This is a genomic window from Streptomyces sp. NBC_00654, assembly GCF_026341775.1.
Taxonomy (GTDB): domain Bacteria; phylum Actinomycetota; class Actinomycetes; order Streptomycetales; family Streptomycetaceae; genus Streptomyces.
This window is the reverse complement of sequence record NZ_JAPEOB010000001.1, coordinates 918,129-935,473: the sequence shown is the minus strand read 5'-3', so window position 1 is coordinate 935,473 and position 17,345 is coordinate 918,129. Positions and strand designations below refer to the sequence as shown.

The 17,345-nt window shown below is 69.0% G+C and carries 18 protein-coding genes; 4 read left to right on the top strand and 14 right to left on the bottom strand.

Translation table 11 applies throughout. The annotated features are described in order from the left end of the window. Positions 1-27: 27 nt before the first annotated feature. On the bottom strand, positions 28-645 hold the full coding sequence (locus OHA98_RS04050; protein ID WP_266927702.1) for a TetR/AcrR family transcriptional regulator: 618 nt from the start codon (positions 643-645) through the stop codon (positions 28-30). Positions 646-936: 291 nt separating this feature from the next. Between OHA98_RS04050 and OHA98_RS04045 the strand changes: the two genes are divergently transcribed. After that, entirely contained in the window at positions 937-2,193 is a 1,257-nt protein-coding gene (locus tag OHA98_RS04045; RefSeq protein ID WP_266922718.1) for an alpha/beta hydrolase, read from the top strand. Positions 2,194-2,254: 61 nt separating this feature from the next. Here OHA98_RS04045 and OHA98_RS04040 read toward each other — a convergent pair whose 3' ends face one another. From OHA98_RS04040 to OHA98_RS04020, 5 genes are all read right to left on the bottom strand, one after another. Beyond that, positions 2,255-3,619 (bottom strand): dicarboxylate/amino acid:cation symporter, encoded by a 1,365-nt coding sequence (locus tag OHA98_RS04040; protein ID WP_266922717.1) that lies wholly within the window; start codon positions 3,617-3,619, stop codon positions 2,255-2,257. Positions 3,620-4,141: 522 nt separating this feature from the next. Beyond that, positions 4,142-4,435 carry a DUF4229 domain-containing protein gene (locus OHA98_RS04035; RefSeq protein ID WP_266922716.1) on the bottom strand — a complete coding sequence of 98 codons (294 nt, stop codon included), beginning with the start codon at positions 4,433-4,435 and terminating at the stop codon, positions 4,142-4,144. A 151-nt stretch (positions 4,436-4,586) separates the two neighbouring features. Further along, positions 4,587-5,114, bottom strand: a complete 528-nt coding sequence (locus tag OHA98_RS04030) for a GNAT family N-acetyltransferase (RefSeq protein ID WP_266922715.1) — start codon at positions 5,112-5,114, stop codon at positions 4,587-4,589. Between the two features lie 132 nt (positions 5,115-5,246). Next, a complete protein-coding gene (gene mqnE / locus OHA98_RS04025) occupies positions 5,247-6,410 on the bottom strand; it encodes an aminofutalosine synthase MqnE (RefSeq protein WP_266927701.1) in 1,164 nt (387 codons plus the stop codon). A gap of 48 nt (positions 6,411-6,458) precedes the next feature. Next, complete coding sequence (locus OHA98_RS04020; RefSeq protein ID WP_030588629.1) at positions 6,459-6,914, bottom strand: Lrp/AsnC family transcriptional regulator; 456 nt, start codon at positions 6,912-6,914, stop codon at positions 6,459-6,461. Positions 6,915-7,046: 132 nt separating this feature from the next. Here OHA98_RS04020 and OHA98_RS04015 point away from each other — a divergent pair, with 132 nt between their 5' ends. Further along, complete coding sequence (locus tag OHA98_RS04015; protein ID WP_266922714.1) at positions 7,047-7,181, top strand: hypothetical protein; 135 nt, start codon at positions 7,047-7,049, stop codon at positions 7,179-7,181. A gap of 58 nt (positions 7,182-7,239) precedes the next feature. Here the strand turns inward: OHA98_RS04015 and OHA98_RS04010 are convergent, their stop codons facing one another. Beyond that, complete coding sequence (locus OHA98_RS04010; RefSeq protein ID WP_266922713.1) at positions 7,240-7,923, bottom strand: UbiX family flavin prenyltransferase; 684 nt, start codon at positions 7,921-7,923, stop codon at positions 7,240-7,242. Between the two features lie 145 nt (positions 7,924-8,068). On the opposite strand from OHA98_RS04010, the gene OHA98_RS04005 reads away from it, so the two are divergent. Continuing rightward, complete coding sequence (locus OHA98_RS04005; RefSeq protein WP_266922712.1) at positions 8,069-8,680, top strand: rhomboid family intramembrane serine protease; 612 nt, start codon at positions 8,069-8,071, stop codon at positions 8,678-8,680. Here the strand turns inward: OHA98_RS04005 and mqnP are convergent. Both mqnP and OHA98_RS03995 read right to left on the bottom strand, forming a co-directional pair. Beyond that, positions 8,670-9,593 carry a menaquinone biosynthesis prenyltransferase MqnP gene (gene mqnP / locus OHA98_RS04000; RefSeq protein ID WP_266922711.1) on the bottom strand — a complete coding sequence of 308 codons (924 nt, stop codon included), beginning with the start codon at positions 9,591-9,593 and terminating at the stop codon, positions 8,670-8,672. The two genes, OHA98_RS04005 and mqnP, sit on opposite strands and share 11 nt — an antisense overlap. Next, on the bottom strand, positions 9,590-11,047 hold the full coding sequence (locus OHA98_RS03995) for a menaquinone biosynthesis decarboxylase (RefSeq protein ID WP_266922710.1): 1,458 nt from the start codon (positions 11,045-11,047) through the stop codon (positions 9,590-9,592). Before OHA98_RS03995 ends, mqnP begins: the two co-directional genes overlap by 4 nt. Before the next feature lie 143 nt (positions 11,048-11,190). On the opposite strand from OHA98_RS03995, the gene OHA98_RS03990 reads away from it, so the two are divergent. Further along, on the top strand, positions 11,191-11,598 hold the full coding sequence (locus tag OHA98_RS03990; protein WP_266922709.1) for a PLD nuclease N-terminal domain-containing protein: 408 nt from the start codon (positions 11,191-11,193) through the stop codon (positions 11,596-11,598). A gap of 102 nt (positions 11,599-11,700) precedes the next feature. Here the strand turns inward: OHA98_RS03990 and ccsB are convergent, their stop codons facing one another. The 5 genes from ccsB to OHA98_RS03965 all read right to left on the bottom strand — a co-directional run bounded on the left by ccsB (position 11,701) and on the right by OHA98_RS03965 (position 17,225). Further along, positions 11,701-12,789 (bottom strand): c-type cytochrome biogenesis protein CcsB, encoded by a 1,089-nt coding sequence (ccsB, locus tag OHA98_RS03985; RefSeq protein ID WP_266922708.1) that lies wholly within the window; start codon positions 12,787-12,789, stop codon positions 11,701-11,703. Further along, positions 12,786-14,537 carry a cytochrome c biogenesis protein ResB gene (locus OHA98_RS03980; protein WP_266922707.1) on the bottom strand — a complete coding sequence of 584 codons (1,752 nt, stop codon included), beginning with the start codon at positions 14,535-14,537 and terminating at the stop codon, positions 12,786-12,788. Before OHA98_RS03980 ends, ccsB begins: the two co-directional genes overlap by 4 nt. A 4-nt stretch (positions 14,538-14,541) precedes the next feature. Next, positions 14,542-15,297, bottom strand: a complete 756-nt coding sequence (locus tag OHA98_RS03975; RefSeq protein ID WP_266922706.1) for a cytochrome c biogenesis CcdA family protein — start codon at positions 15,295-15,297, stop codon at positions 14,542-14,544. Positions 15,298-15,301: 4 nt separating this feature from the next. Further along, positions 15,302-15,904 carry a TlpA disulfide reductase family protein gene (locus OHA98_RS03970; protein ID WP_266922705.1) on the bottom strand — a complete coding sequence of 201 codons (603 nt, stop codon included), beginning with the start codon at positions 15,902-15,904 and terminating at the stop codon, positions 15,302-15,304. Positions 15,905-15,971: 67 nt separating this feature from the next. Further along, positions 15,972-17,225: a hypothetical protein gene (locus OHA98_RS03965; protein WP_266922704.1), complete on the bottom strand. Its 1,254-nt coding sequence runs from the start codon at positions 17,223-17,225 to the stop codon at positions 15,972-15,974. Between the last annotated feature and the right edge of the window lie 120 nt (positions 17,226-17,345).

The following is a 17,345-nucleotide window of genomic DNA, read 5'->3' as shown; positions in this document are numbered from 1 at the left end:
CACGGGCCACGGGCCACGGGCCACGGGCTACGAAGGCGGCTGCCAGGGGCTGCCGTTCATCAGGTTCTCCAGGCCCGCCCAGGAGAAGTTCATCAGGGTGGCCGCGGCCTCCTTCGCCGAGACTCCCGGGGTGTCGTTCGCCCAGCCGGCGAGCGCCTCCGCGGCACCCACCAGAGCCTGCGCGAGCCCCGCCACATCCCGGTCGGGGAGCGCCGGGTCGTGGTGCGCCTCGCGGGCCGCCGCCCCGATCAGACCCGTCACGAACGCAACGATCTCGCCGCGCATCACGGCGACCTCGGTGGCGAACGGCTCCCCGTGCGTACGCGCCTGACGGTTCAGCACCGACCAGCCGTCCGGGTTCTCCGCGGTGTGGGTGAAGAACGCCCGCAGGCCCGACCACAGTTGACGGTCGGCCGCCAGCCCCGGCTCCGTACCCGCCCGCACCGCGTCGACCAGCGCCTTCGCCTCGCGCCTGATGCACGCGGTGAAGAGGTCCTCCTTGGAATTCAGGTACAGGTAGACCAACGGCTTGGACACCCCGGCCAGCTCCGCGATCTCGTCCATCGAGGCGGCCCGGTATCCGCGCTGCCCGAAGATCCGCACCGCGGCGTCCATCATCTGCTGCTCACGCACGGCGCGTGGCATCCGTTTGCTCTTCACAGCACCCACGTCCGACTTCCTCCCGCCCCGCTGCCCTACTCCTCGGTAAGAGTACGGCGCGGCCCCGCCCCCGTCGTACGGAACGGAGTCCGCCCCCCGTGCGTACGGAACGGGGTCCGCCGACCGGGCGTCCGGGTCCCGGGAGGCCGGTTCTCGACTCCTCCCTCCGCAGCAGCGACCAGGGACATCCCAGGGAACCCGTACACCCAAGGTCTGACACCGGGTCCCACCGTCGCATGATGTGGGGGCCGCCCCCTCCCGCCTACCGTTCACGGCATGAAGACCAGCCTTCGCAGCCGTACGGCAGTCATGGTCATGGCCTTAGCGACCGCCGCGGCCCTCGCCGCACCCGCCACCGCGGCGGCGGCGAGACCAGCATCGACAACCGCCACGAGCGACACGAGTGCCCTCACCAACACCGGCACCGGCACCGGCGTCACGCCGCCGACGCTCCCCCGTCCGACCGGCACGTACTCCGTCGGCCGTGACACGTTCCTCCTGACCGATCACTCCCGCCAGGATCCCTGGGTGCCCGAAGCGGGTGCCCGCGAGCTGATGGTGTCGGTGGACTACCCCGCCCGCAGGCACGGCGGCGGCACCCCGGCCCCGTACATGACGACGGAGGAGGCCAGGCTCTTCCTGGCCCAGCGCGATCTGGACAAGATCATCCCGCCCGCCGTGGTGGCCGCCACCCGCACCCACGCCCGTGAGGACGCCCGCCCGGCAGGCGGCAGGTTCCCGCTGGTGCTGCTCTCCCCCGGCTTCGGCACGCCTCGCGCGACGCTGACCGGCCTGGCCGAGGAACTGGCGAGCCGCGGCTATGTCGTGGCGACCGTCGACCACGCCTACGAGTCGACCGGGACGTCCCTGCCCGACGGCCGGGTGCTCACCTGCGCCGCGTGCGACACCCTGGAGAAGGCACCGGACACGGAGGCCAAGAAGAAACTCCTCGCCACCGTCTCCGCCGGACGGGGCACCGATCTCTCCTTCGTACTGGACCGGATGACCGGGGAGCGGCGGAACGGTTCGCACCCGCGGGCCTGGCGGCACGCGGACATGATCGACCCGCACCGGGTCGGCACGGCGGGGCACTCCATCGGCGGCAGCGCGGCGGTCTCCACGATGGCCACCGACCTCCGGGTGGACGCCGGGATCAACATGGACGGGACGTTCTTCGGGCGCGTTCCCGAATCCGGTCTCGGTGGCCGTCCCTTCATGCTGCTCGGCAACGCCGCCGATCACTCCCCGGGCAGCGCCGACACGAGCTGGAAGGAGGACTTCGCGCGGCTGGACGGCTGGAAGCGCTGGCTGACCGTCACGGGCTCCGGCCACTTCACGTTCACCGACACCCCCGAACTCTCCGAACAGCTCGGGCTGGAGGACCCCGCGGTACCGATCTCCGCGACCCGTTCGACGGAGATCACCCGGGGCTATGTGACCGCCTTCTTCGACCGGAACCTGCGCGACCGGAACCGCCCCCTGCTGAACGGCCCCACCCCGGCCAACCCCGAGGTGGTCTTCCACGCCCCCTGACGACAGCGGAGCGCCCCCGGACCGTCGGGTCCGGGGGCGCTCCGTCGTACGGGCGTCGGCGTCACGCGGTGACCGGGAGGCTCACCTTCTGCTCCGCGTCACGGACGTCGGCCGTGCCGAGCTCGTCGACCGGGGACGAGGAGGCCGAGTTGTACGCCTCGTGGTCGAGGATCTTCTCGCGGGCCGAGACGATCACCGGGACCAGCGCCTGGCCGGCCACGTTGGTAGCGGTGCGCATCATGTCCAGGATCGGGTCGATGGCCATCAGCAGGCCGACACCCTCCAGCGGGAGGCCGAGCGTCGAGAGGGTGAGGGTCAGCATGACCGTCGCACCGGTGAGGCCGGCGGTGGCCGCCGATCCGATGACCGAGACGAAGGCGATCAGCAGGTAGTCACCGATGCCCAGCTGCACGTCGAAGATCTGCGCGATGAAGATCGCCGCCAGCGCCGGGTAGATCGCGGCGCAGCCGTCCATCTTCGTGGTCGCGCCGAACGGGACGGCGAAGGACGCGTACTCCTTCGGCACGCCGAGGCGCTCGGTGACCTTCTGGGTGACCGGCATGGTGCCGACCGAGGAGCGGGAGACGAACGCGAGCTGGATCGCGGGCCAGGCGCCCTTGAAGAACTGGAGCGGGCTGACCTTGGCGACGGTGGCGAGCAGCAGCGGGTAGACGCCGAACATCACCAGGGCGCAGCCGATGTAGACATCGGCGGTGAACGTCGCGTACTTGCCGATGAGGTCCCAGCCGTAGTCCGCTATCGCGTAGCCGATGAGGCCGATGGTGCCGATCGGGGCGAGGCGGATGACCCACCACAGGGCCTTCTGGAGCAGCTCCAGAACCGCCTCGCTGAGGGTGAGGATCGGCTTGGCCTTGTCGCCGAGCTGGAGGGCGGCGATACCGGCGACGGCTGCCATGAACACGATCTGGAGGACGTTCAGCTCGGTGAACGGCGTGATCACGTTGTCCGGGATGATGCCGGTCAGGAAGTCGAGCCAGGAGCCCTTGCCCTCGGGGAGCTTGCCGTCCTTCGGCGTGAGGCCGGTGCCGGAGCCCGGGTTGGTGATCAGGCCGATCGCGAGACCGATGGCGACGGCGATCAGCGAGGTGATCATGAACCAGAGCAGGGTGCGGGTGGCCAGCCTGGCGGCGTTGTTGACCTTGCGCAGGTTGGTGATCGACACCAGGATCGCGAAGAAGACGAGGGGCGCGACGGCCAGCTTCAGCAGCTGGACGAAGATGTGGCCGACCTTGTCGAGGGTGGTGTAGAGCCAGCTGATGTCCTGGCTGCGGGCGAGCCAGCCGAGCAGGACACCCAGCACCAGACCGGCGACGATCTGGGCCCAGAACGGGACCTTCGGTATGCGGGACCCGGAACCGGCGGGCTTACCGGTCTCGGGGGCGGCGGACGCGGAATTCGCGGACACGGACACACTCCTGATGGACGCAGCGGGGACGTACGAGGACAGACGTACGGTCGTGCGGTCGAACGGGGACGGGGTGCGGCGCCCGCGCCGGGGGCGGCGCCGCTGCATGATGCCGGTTTCAGACGTTGCGGCAACAGACCGCGGACATACAGCGGCAGAGGTCGACATGCAGGCGCGCCACGAGCGGGATGCTCGCGGCGTGGCAGGGGCGCGCTGCTGTCTTCATGTCGAACACGTTAACACTTGAACTTTGAGAACCTCAAAGGCCTTCTTTGATCCGAGAATGCGGCACGGCCCCTGCCCGCACGCCCGGAGAAAGCGGAAAACCCCAGCACTGGAGCGGTCTGCTCCGGCTGGGGTTTCCTACGCGGTGCGCACGTGGGAGGCGTGCGGGGCGCGAGTGTGAGGAAGCTTACGCGGCGCTTATACGGCACCGGGCGCGCTCATGGGGCACCGGGGGCACCGGGGGCACTCGCACGGCTCGCGCCGGGGCGCCTGCCGGGGGCGACTGCCCGGCCGCGCCTACTGAACGGCGTCCTCGCGGGTCCGGTTGGCCTCAAGGCGGGCCTTGGTCCGGTCGACCGTGGTGATCAGCTGCTCGGACATCTCGTCGCGCTGCTTGCGCAGCAGCACAAAGCTGAGCGGGGCGGAGAGGACCAGGCCCAGCAGGATGACCCACACGAAGTTGGACCCTTCGAGCCCGGCCGGCAGCACACCGAAGTGGACGGCCACACCGGCGACGAAGAAGCAGCCGACGAAGATCAACAGGCGCAACGCCGTGTACCGGATCGTTGCGCTCGGCTTGGCAGCGGACACGGCTGACCCTCTCTCTGCATACGTTGTGCGTGCCTCACGGCACATTCCTGCCCGTCCAGTGAAGCATGCCCCGAATTCACTGGGTTCACAGGGTTACCGGGTAGCCGCGCGGCCGGGTCCGCCGGGGCCGGGCGGCCGGGCGCACGGCGGTTCAGCCGTGGAGCGGGAGCAGCATGATGATGTCGTCGCGGTCGTCCCCGTCGGCGACCCGGATCGCGCCCGGCACCCGGCCCACCTCCTTGTATCCGCAGGAGGCGTAGAAGCGGTCGGCCCCGGTGCCGCCCCGGCAGGTGAGGCGGATGGCCTCGATGCCGTCGATCCCGCGGGCCGCGTCGGCCGCCGCGGCCATCAGCTCCCGGCCGAAGCCCCGCCCCTGGTGACGGGGGTGGACCATGACCGTGTAGAGCCACATCCAGTGGTTCATCAGCCGGTGCGCGTTGTGGGCGAGGAAGGCCGTGGCGGCGACGGCGCCGTTCCCGTCGTAGCCGACGAGCAGCCGGGTGCGGCCCTCGACGATCGAGACGAGGTGCTTGAGCAGCTCCGGCCGGATCTCCTCGGCACTGGCGGGCGGTACGAAGCCGACAGCGCCGCCCGCGTCGGTGACATCGGCCCACAGCTCGGTGATGCCGTCGCGCAGGGACCGGTCGAACGCGGGGTCAAGCTCAAACGTAAGTGCCATTCGGCGAGAGTAACCATTACCAGGGTCGACACTCAACCCCGTCCGAAACGCGAGAAAGCCCCGGCCGGGACGGCGGCCGGGGCTTTCGTGCCGGTGATCCCGTACGGCGGAATCACCTCACGCGGACATGGTTCAGACCCGCATCGGCTGCGGCTCCTCGCGCCGGCCGGCGTCCGGACCCGGGTACTCGCGCAGGATCTCGTAGCGGGTGTTCCGCTCGACGGGCCGGAAGCCCGCGTCGCGGATCAGGTCCAGCAGGTCGTCACGGCCGAGCTTGTTCGGCGTGCCGTAGTTGTCCGCGTCGTGCGTGATCTTGTACTCGACGACGGAGCCGTCCATGTCGTCCGCGCCGTGCTGGAGCGCGAGCTGGGCGGTCTGCACACCGTGCATCACCCAGAACACCTTGACGTGCGGGACGTTGTCGAACAGCAGCCGGGAGACCGCGAAGGTCTTCAGCGCCTCGGCGCCGGTCGCCATCGTCGTACGCGCCTGGAGCTTGTTGCGGACCTTGCCGTCCTTCATGTCCACGAAGTCGTGCTGGTAGCGCAGCGGGATGAAGACCTGGAACCCGCCGGTCTCGTCCTGCATCTCCCGCAGCCGCAGCACGTGGTCGACGCGGTGACGGGGCTCCTCGATGTGCCCGTACAGCATCGTCGCCGGGGTCTTGAGCCCCTTCTCGTGCGCGAGACGGTGGATGCGCGACCAGTCCTCCCAGTGGGTGTCGTGGTCGACGATGTGCTGGCGGACCTCCCAGTCGAAGATCTCCGCGCCGCCGCCGGTCAGCGACTCCAGACCGGCCTCGATCAGCTCGTCGAGGATCTCGGATGCCGAGAGCCCGGAGATCGTCTCGAAGTGGTGGATCTCCGTCGCCGTGAACGCCTTGAGCCCTACGTTCGGCAGGGCCTCCTTCAGCGCGCTGAGCGAGCGCGGGTAGTAGCGCCACGGAAGGGTGGGGTGGAGCCCGTTGACGATGTGCAGCTCGGTGAGGTTCTCGTTCTCCATCGCCTTGGCGAGGCGGACGGCCTCCTCGATGCGCATCGTGTACGCGTCCTTCTCCCCCGGCTTGCGCTGGAAGGAGCAGTACGCGCACGACGCGGTGCACACGTTCGTCATGTTGAGGTGACGGTTGACGTTGAAGTGCACGACGTCGCCGTTCTTGCGCGTGCGCACCTCATGGGCCAGCCCGCCGAGCCACGCCAGATCGTCGGACTCGTAGAGGGCGATCCCGTCCTCGCGGGTCAGCCGCTCGCCGGCCCGGACCTTCTCCTCCAGCTCGCGCTTGAGTCCCGCGTCCACTAGGGCGCCTCCCATATCTCCGTGTAACAGACTCCGCCCACCGTACGCCTACGGCTCTTCCGGAAGTTCTCCGACCCGGTTCTCCCACTTGGTGGACAGCACGATGGTGGTACGGGTCCGGGAGACGCCCTTCGTGCCGCTGAGCCTGCGGATCGTCTTCTCCAGGCCGTCCACGTCACCGACCCGCACCTTGAGCATGTACGAGTCGTCGCCCGCGATGAACCAGCAGTCCTCGATCTCCGCGAGGTCCTTCAGCCGGCGCGCGACGTCCTCGTGGTCGGCGGCGTCCGACAGCGAGATGCCGATCAGCGCGGTGACCCCGAGACCCAGCGAGGCGGAGTCGACGGTGGCGCGATATCCGGTGATGACCCCGGCGGTCTCCAGCCGGTTGATGCGGTCGGTGACGCTGGGCCCGGAGAGCCCGACGAGCCGCCCGAGCTCGGCGTACGAGGCCCTGCCGTTCTCCCTGAGGGCCTGGATGAGCTGCCTGTCCACCGCGTCCATATGACTGGAACCTTCCATTGTTCAGCAGTACCGCGAGTTTACGTGTAGAATCTAAGGCATGCAGGGTCGACGCCCTGCAAATCTTTCAGAACATCCAAGAAACGCTTTCGAATCTTCAGGAGTGAAGTCACCGTGTACACGATCGAGATGGCCTACGCCCGGATGCGCGAGCTGCAGGACCTGGCCAACCGCTCGCGTGCCCACCAGCCCACCGCCGCGCACCGCGTCGACAAGACGCGCAACCCGCGCGCCGCCAAGAAGCGCTGACCCCACCGGATCAGCCCCGGGCGCGACCGCCCGGCCGGTTCCCCGGCCGGCCGCGCGCTCAGTCCTCCGAGCCGCGAGAGCCGCCACCGAGCTCTCCCTCCCAGCGGCGGTACAGCTGATGCGGCACCCCTGCCGCGTCCAGCACCCGCCCGGCGACGAAGTCCACCAGATCCTGGATGTGCGTCGCCCCCGCGTAGAACGCCGGAGAGGCGGGCAGCACCACGGCGCCCGCCTCGTCCAGGGCCACCATCTGCTTCAGCGTCCGACCGCTCAGCGGCGTCTCGCGCACCGCGACGACGAGCGTGCGCCGCTCCTTGAGCGTCACGCTCGCGGCCCGCTGGAGCAGATCCTTCGACAGACCGAGCGCCACTCCGGCCACACAGGCCGTCGACGCCGGAACGATCAGCATCCCCTTCGCCGGGTACGAGCCCGAGGACGGCCCGGCCGCCAGGTCACCGGCCGCCCAGTACCGCACCCGGTCCAGCTCCGCCGCGCCCACCTCGAAGGTGTCCGGCTTCCCGTCCGCCCCCCGCGCCAGCCAGCCACGCAGGTCCTGCCGCCAGTGCGCGTCGCGGAAGGCGATGCCTGTCTCGTCCAGCAGGGTCAGCCGCGAGGCACGGCTCACCACCAGGTCCACACTCTCGCCGCCCGCCAGCAGGCCACGCAGGACCGCGGCCGCGAACGGGGTCCCCGACGCGCCGGACACCCCGACAATCCAAGGCCGTCGCTGCCGCTGAGTCACTGAAGTCCCGGATTTCACACCCGCGAGCCTATCCGGCGCCTCTGCGTACACCGCACCCGGAACACGTCCGCGTACCCCGCCCGGAACCGCGCGGGGGCGAGGGACGTTCCCAGGGTGACGGGCGAGCCGGGGGCAGGGACCAGCCATGAGAGACATCCGTACGAACGCCACCACGACGACCACCGGCGCACGGGCGCGGACGGCCGGCGCGCTCATGGCGGGCTGGGTCGCCCTGCTGTGGGTCCTCGAAGGCATCGACACGGCGACCGGACACGCCCTGGACACCTACGGCGTCACCCCGCGCGAACCGGCCGAGCTGCGCGACATCGTGCCGTCCGCGTTCCTGCACGGCGGCTGGGACCATGTCGCCTCCAACAGCGTTCCGCTGCTGGTCCTCGGCTTCATCGCGGCTCTCGCCGGGATACGCAGATTCGCCGCCGTGGTCCTCACGGTCATCCTGGTCAGCGGCCTCGGCGTCTGGCTGACCGCACCGCCGGACACCGTGACGCTCGGCGCGTCCGGGGTCGTCTTCGGCCTCTTCGGCTATCTGCTGGTCCGCGGCTTCGTGGACCGCCGGCCGCTCGACATCGTGGTCGGCCTCGTCGTCGCCGCGGTCTACGGCTCACTGCTCTGGGGCGTCCTGCCCACCGACTCCGGCATCAGCTGGCAGGGGCACCTCTTCGGGCTGATCGGCGGGGTCGGCGCGGCCTTCGCCTTCCGCCGCACCCGCCGCACACCCCGGGCCGTCACGGTGTGAGGCCGCGCACCACCAGATCCAGCAGCGCGCACGCGAAGAGGGCGATGCCGATGAAGCCGTTGACGGAGAAGAAGGCCCGGTTCAGCCGGGACAGATCGTGCGGCCGCACCACGCGGTGCTCGTAGACGAAGGCCACGGCGACGATCGCCATGCCGATCCAGTAGAAGTACTCCGCGTCCGTGGCCAGCCCGAACCAGACCAGCATCCCGGTCGTGATCACATGGCAGACCCGTGCGCCCCACAGCGCGGCCGGGATCCCGAAGCGGGCCGGGACCGACAGCACCCCGTGGGCCCGGTCCGCCTGCACGTCCTGACAGGCGAAGATCAGGTCGAAGCCGCCGATCCAGATACCGACGGCGAGCCCCAGGATCACCGCGTCCCACGACCAGCTGCCGGTCACCGCGAGCCAGGCACCGACCGGCCCTATGGCCTGGGCGAGGCCCAGGATCGCGTGCGGGTAGTTCGTGAACCGCTTGCCGTACGGGTAGACGACCATCGGCACGACCGCGAGCGGCGCGAGCGCCAGGCACAGCGGGTTCAGCAGCGCGGCGGCGCCGAGGAAGACCGCGAGGGCGACCAGCGCCCCCGTCCACGCCGACTTCACCGACACCGCACCGGTGACCAGTTCCCGGTTGGCCGTACGCGGATTACGGGCGTCGATCTCCCGGTCGATGATCCGGTTGGCGGCCATCGCGAACGTACGCAGCCCGACCATCGCCAGGGTGACGAGCAGCAGCGTGCCCCAGTGGATGTTCCCGTCCAGCCGGAACATCGCGGTCAGCGCGGCGATGTACGCGAAGGGCAGCGCGAAGACCGAGTGCTCGATCATCACGAGCCGCAGAAACGCCTTGATCCTGCTGCTCGGCTCTGCGGAGCCGGAGCCGGAGCCCAGCGCTGCGTCGGCGGCACTCACAGTCCGTATTCCTTCCAGCGGCGGTCGACCTTCGCCGCCGTCTCCGGGTCGGACTCGACCATCTCGGGCCAGCCCCCGTCCCGGGTGTAACCCTCCTCGGGCCACTTCCTCGTCGCGTCGATGCCCGCCTTGCCGCCCCAGAACTGCTGGTACGAGGCGTGGTCGAGGTGGTCGACCGGCCCCTCGACGATGGTCAGGTCACGGGCGTAGTCGGTGTTGCCCAGCGCCCGCCAGGCGACCTCGTGCAGATCGTGGACATCGCAGTCGGCGTCCACGACCACGATCAGCTTGGTCAGCGACATCATGTGCGCGCCCCAGACGGCACTCATCACCTTCTGGGCGTGCTTGGGGTACTTCTTGTCGATCGAGACGATCGCACAGTTGTGGAAGCCGCCCGACTCCGGCAGGTGGTAGTCCACGATGTCCGGCACGATGATCTTGAGCAGCGGCAGGAAGAACCGCTCGGTGGCCCGCCCCAGCGGCCCGTCCTCGGTCGGCGGCCTGCCCACCACGATGGACTGGAGCAGCGGCCGCCTGCGCATGGTGACGCAGTCGATGGTCAGCGCGGGGAACGGTTCCTGCGGGGTGTAGAAGCCGGTGTGGTCGCCGAAGGGCCCCTCCGGCAGCATCTCGCCCGGCTCCAGCCACCCCTCGATGACGACCTCGGCCTGTGCGGGGACCTGGAGCGGCACGGTCTTGCAGTCGACCATCTCGATCCGCTTGCCCTGGATGAACCCGGCGAAGAGGTACTCGTCGATGTCCCCGGGCAGCGGCGCGGTCGAGGCGTACGTCACCGCGGGCGGGGCGCCGAAGGCGATGGCGACCGGCAGCCGCTCCCCGCGCTTCGCGGCGACCTGGTAGTGGTTGCGGCTGTCCTTGTGGATCTGCCAGTGCATCCCGATGGTGCGCTTGTCGTGGCGCTGGAGCCGGTACAGCCCCAGGTTCCGTACGCCGGTCTCGGGGTGCTTGGTGTGCGTGAGCCCCAGGTTGAAGAAGGAGCCGCCGTCCTCGGGCCAGGTGAAGAGCGCGGGCAGCCGGTCGAGGTCCACGTCGTCCCCGGTGAGGACGACCTCCTGGACCGGAGCGCTGTCGCCCTTCACCTTCTTCGGCGGCACGTGCACCATCGAGCCGAGCTTCCCGAAGGCCTCCCGCACGCCGATGAAGCCCTGGGGCAGCTCCGGCTTGAGCAGCCCGCCGATCTTGTCGCTGATGTCGGCGTACGACTTCAGCCCGAGCGCCTTGAGCAGCCGCCGGTCGGTGCCGAAGACGTTCATGGCCAGGGGCATCGAGGCGCCCTTGACGTTCTCGAAGAGCAGCGCGGGACCGCCCGCCTTGTTCACCCGGTCGACGATCTCACCGACCTCCAGGTGCGGGTCGACCTCGGCCTTGATGCGCTTGAGATCGCCCTCACGCTCAAGAGCCCGGAGCAGGGAGCGAAGATCGTCGTAAGCCATGCCGTCCAGTTTGTCATCCCCGCCCCGGCCGTCCGCCGGGGCTCCCCCGACTCCGGGCCCGGCAAGTCCACCCGCAGCCGGTAGCCTGGCCGCGTCACCGGGGCCCGCCGGCCCCGCCGCCGCTCCCAGGGGGACGTCCCACCATGCTCAGGGCCTTGATCTATCTCCTGCCGCTGGCGCTGACGATCTACGCGTTCATCGACTGCCTGAACACTCCGGAGGACGAGGCCAAGCATCTGCCCAAGGTGGCCTGGGTCTTCATCATCCTGTTGTTCTGGATCGTCGGTCCGATCGTGTGGCTCGCCGCCGGCAAGATGCGCCAGGCGCCGACCGGGGGCCGTACGCCCTCCGAGTGGCACCGCAGCCACCGCACCCAGTGGGTGGCACCGGACGACAATCCGGAGTTCCTGAAGGCGCTGAAGGACGAGAACAAGAAGGACGAGTCGCTCCTCAAGGACTGGGAGGCGGACCTGCGCCGCCGCGAGGAGGAGATCAAGCGCCGCGAGGGCAGCGCCGGCCCGGAGGACCCCGCCCCGCCGGCTTCCTCCTGACCTCCCGGGTCCTCCACAGGCCCACGGGCCCACGGCCCCGCACGGGAACGGCTGCCCTCCCCCTTCGCACGGGGGCGGGCAGCCGTTTCGCGTAGCGAGGTCTCAGATCCCGGCGTAGGAGTGCTTGCCGGTGACGAAGATGTTCACGCCGTAGTAGTTGAACAGCCAGCAGCCGAAGGCGATGAGCGCCAGGTAGGCGGCCTTGCGGCCCTTCCACCCGGCGGTGGCGCGGGCGTGCAGGTACGTGGCGTACGCGACCCAGGTGATGAAGGACCAGACCTCCTTGGGGTCCCAGCCCCAGTAGCGGCCCCAGGCGTCGCCCGCCCAGATCGCGCCCGCGATGATCGTGAACGTCCACAGCGGGAAGACGGCGGCGTTGATCCGGTACGAGAACTTGTCCAGGGTCGACGCGGCGGGCAGCCGCTCCATCACGGAGGTGGCGAACTTCCCCGGCGTACCACCGCTGGCGATCCGGTTCTCGTAGCTGTCCCGGAACAGGTAGAGCACCGTGCCGACCGCGCCCAGGTAGAAGACGGCGCCGCAGAGGATGGCGGTGGAGACGTGGATCCACAGCCAGTACGAGTGCAGTGCGGGCACCAGCTGGTCGCTGTTGGTGTAGAGCGTGGTGGTGGCGATGCCGAGGTCCAGCAGGACCGTGGTGACCAGCGGCAGACCGATCCAGCGGACGTTCTTCTTCAGCAGGAGCAGCACCAGGTACGCGCCGACCGCCACCGTGGAGAAGGTGATGGAGAACTCGTACATGTTGGCCCAGGGGGCCCGCTCCACCGACAGCGCGCGGGCGACGACGCCGCCCGCCTCGACGAGGAAGCCGACGACGGTCAGCGAGACCGCGATCCGCCCCCACATGTCGCCCTTGAACGTGCCGCCGGCCGCGCCGGGGCCGTCGGGGACGTCCCGGGTGCCGGCGGCCGCGCGGGTGACGATCGCGGGGCGCTCCAGGACGGCGGTGGCGCCGTTCTTCCCGGCGACCCGCACCTTCACCGTGGAGTCCGCGGCCGTGGCGCCGGTCCCGGCCAGCGCCGCGGCGGTACGGCCGACCTTGCTGCGGCTGCCGAAGACCCACTCCGCGATGTGCGCGAAGAAGGCCAGGGTGTAGACGGCCATCGACGAATAGATCAGCACATTGCTGGTGTGCGCCAGGTTCTCGTTGGTTGCGGCGGCGAGATTCACTTCTCAGCCCCTTCGGCAGGTTCTTCGGCAGGTGATACGGAATCGGACCCGGAGTCGTCTGCGACGGCGGGGCCGTTGGTGACGGCGGCCGCGATGGGCGCCGTGCGGTTGAGCTCGACCGCGAGATCGGCCAGCTCCTCGGGAAGCTTCGCGGACTCGCTGCGGCCCAGTCCCGCCATCTCGACGACGGTGACACCGTCCGCCCCGCGGACCGCCCGCACCCACACCCGGCGGCGCTGGATGAACAGCGACCCGGCGAGTCCGGCGATGGCGGCGATGGCTCCGGTGAGCGCCCAGCCGGTGCCCGGCTGCTGCGAGATCTGGAAGCTGGCCCACTCCTGGACGCTCTCGAAGGTGATCGAGCCGGCGCCGTCGGGCAGCTTCATCGTCTCGCCGGGGCGCAGCCGCTCCTTGAGCTGCTCGCCGTCGGCGTTCTTGAACTCCTTCATGTCGGACTTGTCCAGCTGGTACACGTTCTGCGGCAGCCCGGAGTCGACGCCGAGGGACCCGTGGTAGCCGTTCAGGGCCAGGACCGGGTAGTCGGCGGCGGGGAACTGGGAGAACATCGTGCCCATGCCGTCGCCCGCGAAGGTCGGGACGAAGAAGGCCTGGAAGCCCAGCTGGGTCTTCTTGCCGTTCTTGTCCCGGTAGCCGTCCATCACCTTGATCGCACCGGTCGAGGTGACGTTGTTGTCGATCGGCAGCAGCGGCACGGCGCCCCGCGAGACGACCTTGCCCCTGCCGTCCCTGACGGTGATGACGGGGGCGTAGCCGTGCGCGTTGAGATAGACCTTGGTGTGGTCGACGACCAGCGGTTCGTTGACCCTGATGACGGACTTCTTCGGCTTGCCGTACGCACCTTCGGAGTACGTCACACGGGCCTCGTACGTCCGGGGCGTACCGCGCTGCGGGCCGCTCTTGGCGTACGTGCCGACGAAGTTGTCGAGGGTGAAGCTGAACGGGATGAGCGAGTCGGTGTCGTACAGCGAGCCCGACTTGAAGTCGTCGTACTGGGTGAGCGTGTTGGAGAAACCGTCACCCTCGACGATCAGCTTGCCGCCCTCGGACTTGAACAGCTGCCCGGCGCCGAAGGCCACCAGCATCACGATGAGCGAGACATGGAACATCAGGTTCCCCGCCTCGCGCAGGTACCCCTTCTCGGCGGCGACCGCGTCGCCCACCGCGTGCGCGCGGAAACGCCGCTTGCGCAGGGTGGCCAGGGCCGCCTCGCGGACCTGCTCGGGGTCGGTCGCGGTGCGCCATGTCGTGTACGCGGGCAGCCGGGTCAGGCGCTTCGGCGCGCCCGGCGGGCGGCTGCGCAGCTGGCCGATGAACTGGCCGGTGCGCGGGACGATGCAGCCGATCAGCGAGATGAACAGCAGGATGTAGATCGCGGAGAACCACACCGAGCTGTAGACGTCGAAGAACTGGAGCTTCTCGTAGATCGGCGTGACCGTGGTGTGGGCTTCCTTGAAGGTCTGCACCTTCAGTTCGTCCACGCTGTTCTGCGGGATCAGCGAGCCGGGGATGGCGCCCAGCGACAGCAGGAACAGCAGGATCAGCGCGACCCGCATCGAGGTGAGCTGGCGCCAGAACCAGCGGGCCCAGCCGATGACGCCCATCGCGGGCACGGTGCTGCCGGACTCGCGCTCGGGGCGCTCCTCGCGCGGGGCGGTGGAGAGCTGTTCCCCGGCGGCGCCGAGTTCACGCTCCTGCTCGCGCTCGTCCGTGGTGTTCGTCTTGCTCATGAACTCAGATCCCCACAGTGAAGCCGTTGGACCAGACCTGCATCTCCTGCATGAGCGTCGCCCAGAGGCCCGTCAGCAGAAGGATTCCGGTCACGATCATCATGACGCCGCCGATCCGCATGACCCATGCGTAGTGGCGCTTGACCCAGCCGAAGGCACCGAGCGCCTTGCGGAAGGCGACGGCCGCCAGGACGAAGGGGACGCCGAGTCCGAGACAGTACGCGACGGTCAGTATCGCCCCGCGTCCGGCGGTGCCCTGGTCGAACGAGAGGGTCAGTACGGAGGCGAGCGTCGGGCCGATGCAGGGCGTCCAGCCGATCCCGAACAGGGCGCCCAGCAGCGGTGCTCCGGCCAGTCCGGCCACCGGCCGCTTGTGGAAGCGGAACTCGCGCTGCGTCACCCCGGGCAGCAGCCCCATGAAGAAGATCCCCATGAGGATCATCAGCACACCGAGGATCTTGTTGAACAGGCCGGAGTGTTCCTGGAGCTCCTGGCCGAAGTAGCCGAAGAGCGCTCCGCTGGAGGCGAAGACGGCGGTGAAGCCGAGTACGAAGAGCGAGGCGCCCGCGACGACCCGGCCGCGCCGGGCCTCGGCCAGGTCGGTGCCGCTGACCCCGGTGACATAGCTGAGATAGCCGGGGACCAGGGGCAGGACACAGGGCGAGAAGAACGAGACCAGCCCGGCCAGGAGGGCGAGCGGCAGTGCCACCAGCAGGGCCCCGCCCTCGACGGTCCCGCTGGATGCGGCGAGCGTGATCACCGGATCACTTCTCCGCGATCAGCGGGTCGATCATCGTGTGCAGCTTCTCCGCGTTCAGGGCCTGGAGCGTGCGGGCGGCGATCTTCCCGTCCCGGTCGATGACGACCGTCGAGGGGATGGCCTGGAGGTTCAGGGTGCCCTTGGGGAAGCGGAGAATGAGCTTTCCGGTCGGGTCGTGGAAGCTCGGATACGTGACGCCGTAGTCCTTCTCGAAGTTCACCGCCAGGTCCTTCTGCGGGTCCCGGACGTTGATCCCGATGAACTGGACACCCTGGTCCGCGGTCTCCTCCGCCACCTTCACGAAGTGCTTGGCCTCAACGCGGCAGGGTCCGCACCAGGAGCCCCAGGCGTTCAGGACAATGACCTTGCCCTTGTAGTCGGCCAGGTCGAGGGGCTTGCCGTCCAGACTCGTTCCGTCCAGCTTCGGTGCGGCGGTCCGCTCGCCCTTGGGAACGGTGGAGATCCCACTGCTGCCGGTGACGAAGTTGGTGCTTCCGCCACCGCCGACCTTGTTGCCGTCCCCGCACGCGGAGAGGGTCAGGGCACCGGCCACAGCAGTGGCGGCGAGCAGGGTGAAGCGGCGTCGGGATGCGCGGCCAGAGCTCATGTGAAAAGTTTCGCATGGCAGTTTCCACGATCTCCCGCACCCCCCTCACTGCCCGTAAAGCCCCTTGTCAAGCCTGTTTAAAGAAGTTGTTCCAGCCACCCGCGGGCGACTGGCCGACCTCCAGCGAACGGAGCTTGGCGAGCACTGCGGGATCCTGCGCGTCGAGCCAGTCGACGAACTGCCGGAAGGACACGAGGCGCACATCCGGCTTACCGGCGACCTTCTTGATCACTTCTTCGACGGCGTCCATATAGATACCGCCGTTCCACTCCTCGAAGTGGTTGCCGATGTAGAAGGGCGCGCGATTGGTCTCGTACGCACGCTGGAATCCGGCGAGATACGCGCCGGTGGCCTGGGTGCGCCAGCCCGGATAACGCGAGGTCATTCCCTTGGTCGAATTCTTCGACTGATTGGCGAGGATGTTGTAGTCCATCGAGAGGACCTCGAAGGAGTGCCCGGGGAACGGCATCCCCTGGAGCGGGAGGTCCCAGACGCCCTGGCGCTTCTCGGGCCACATCTGACGGCCGCCGGGAGAACTCGCGTCGTAGCGCCAGCCCAGCTTCTTCGCCGTGGGCAGCAGATTGTCCTGGCCGAGCAGACAGGGAGTGCGTCCGCCGACGAGTTCCTTGCGGTAGTCGAAGGGCAGCGGGTCGAGGTCGCTCCAGCCGGTATTGGTGCGCCATTCGGTGACGAAGGACACCGCCTGATTGATCTCGCTGTGCCACTGCGCGGGGGTCCAGTTGCCGACGGAGCCGGAGCCGCCGCAGAAATGCCCGTTGAAGTGGGTGCCGATCTCATGGCCGTCGGTCCACGCCTGACGGACGTACTTCAGCGTCTCCTTGACGTGACCGTCGGTGAGATATCCGATGTCGGAAGCGCCCCGGGGGTTGTTCGGCGGGCGGTAGAGGGACTTCTTCGACTCGGGCAGGAGGTACAGCCCGGAGAGGAAGAAGGTCATCGCCGCGTCGTGTTCCTTGGCCAGTTCGAGAAAGCGGGGGAAGAGCCCGTTGCCGACCTCGCCCGCGCCGTCCCAGGAAAAGATCACGAACTGCGGCGGCTTCTGGCCGGGTTCGAGCCGGACGGGGGCGGCGGGCTGATTCGGCTGCTTTCCGGTATCGGCGGTGGAACCGTCACCGATCAGCCGGACGTCCTTCTTCGCGGTGCCGCTGCCGCGGCCGTTCCCATCGGTGCCCTGGTCGCCCTTGCCGTGGCCCGACCGGCTGTCGCTCCCGGAGCCGAAGGAACCACAGCCCGCGACTCCGATCGCCGCCGCGGCCCCGAGTCCGGCTCCGAGCAGTCCCCTTCGGTTGATCTCGCGCATGCGGTCCCCATCTGCGGTCGTTTTACCTCAAGTCCATACAAACTGGCGAAGGCTTAGATGGGTGAAGCAACACGAGGGTTCCCCCGATTAACACAATTTTCCTGACGGAACCAGACCCTT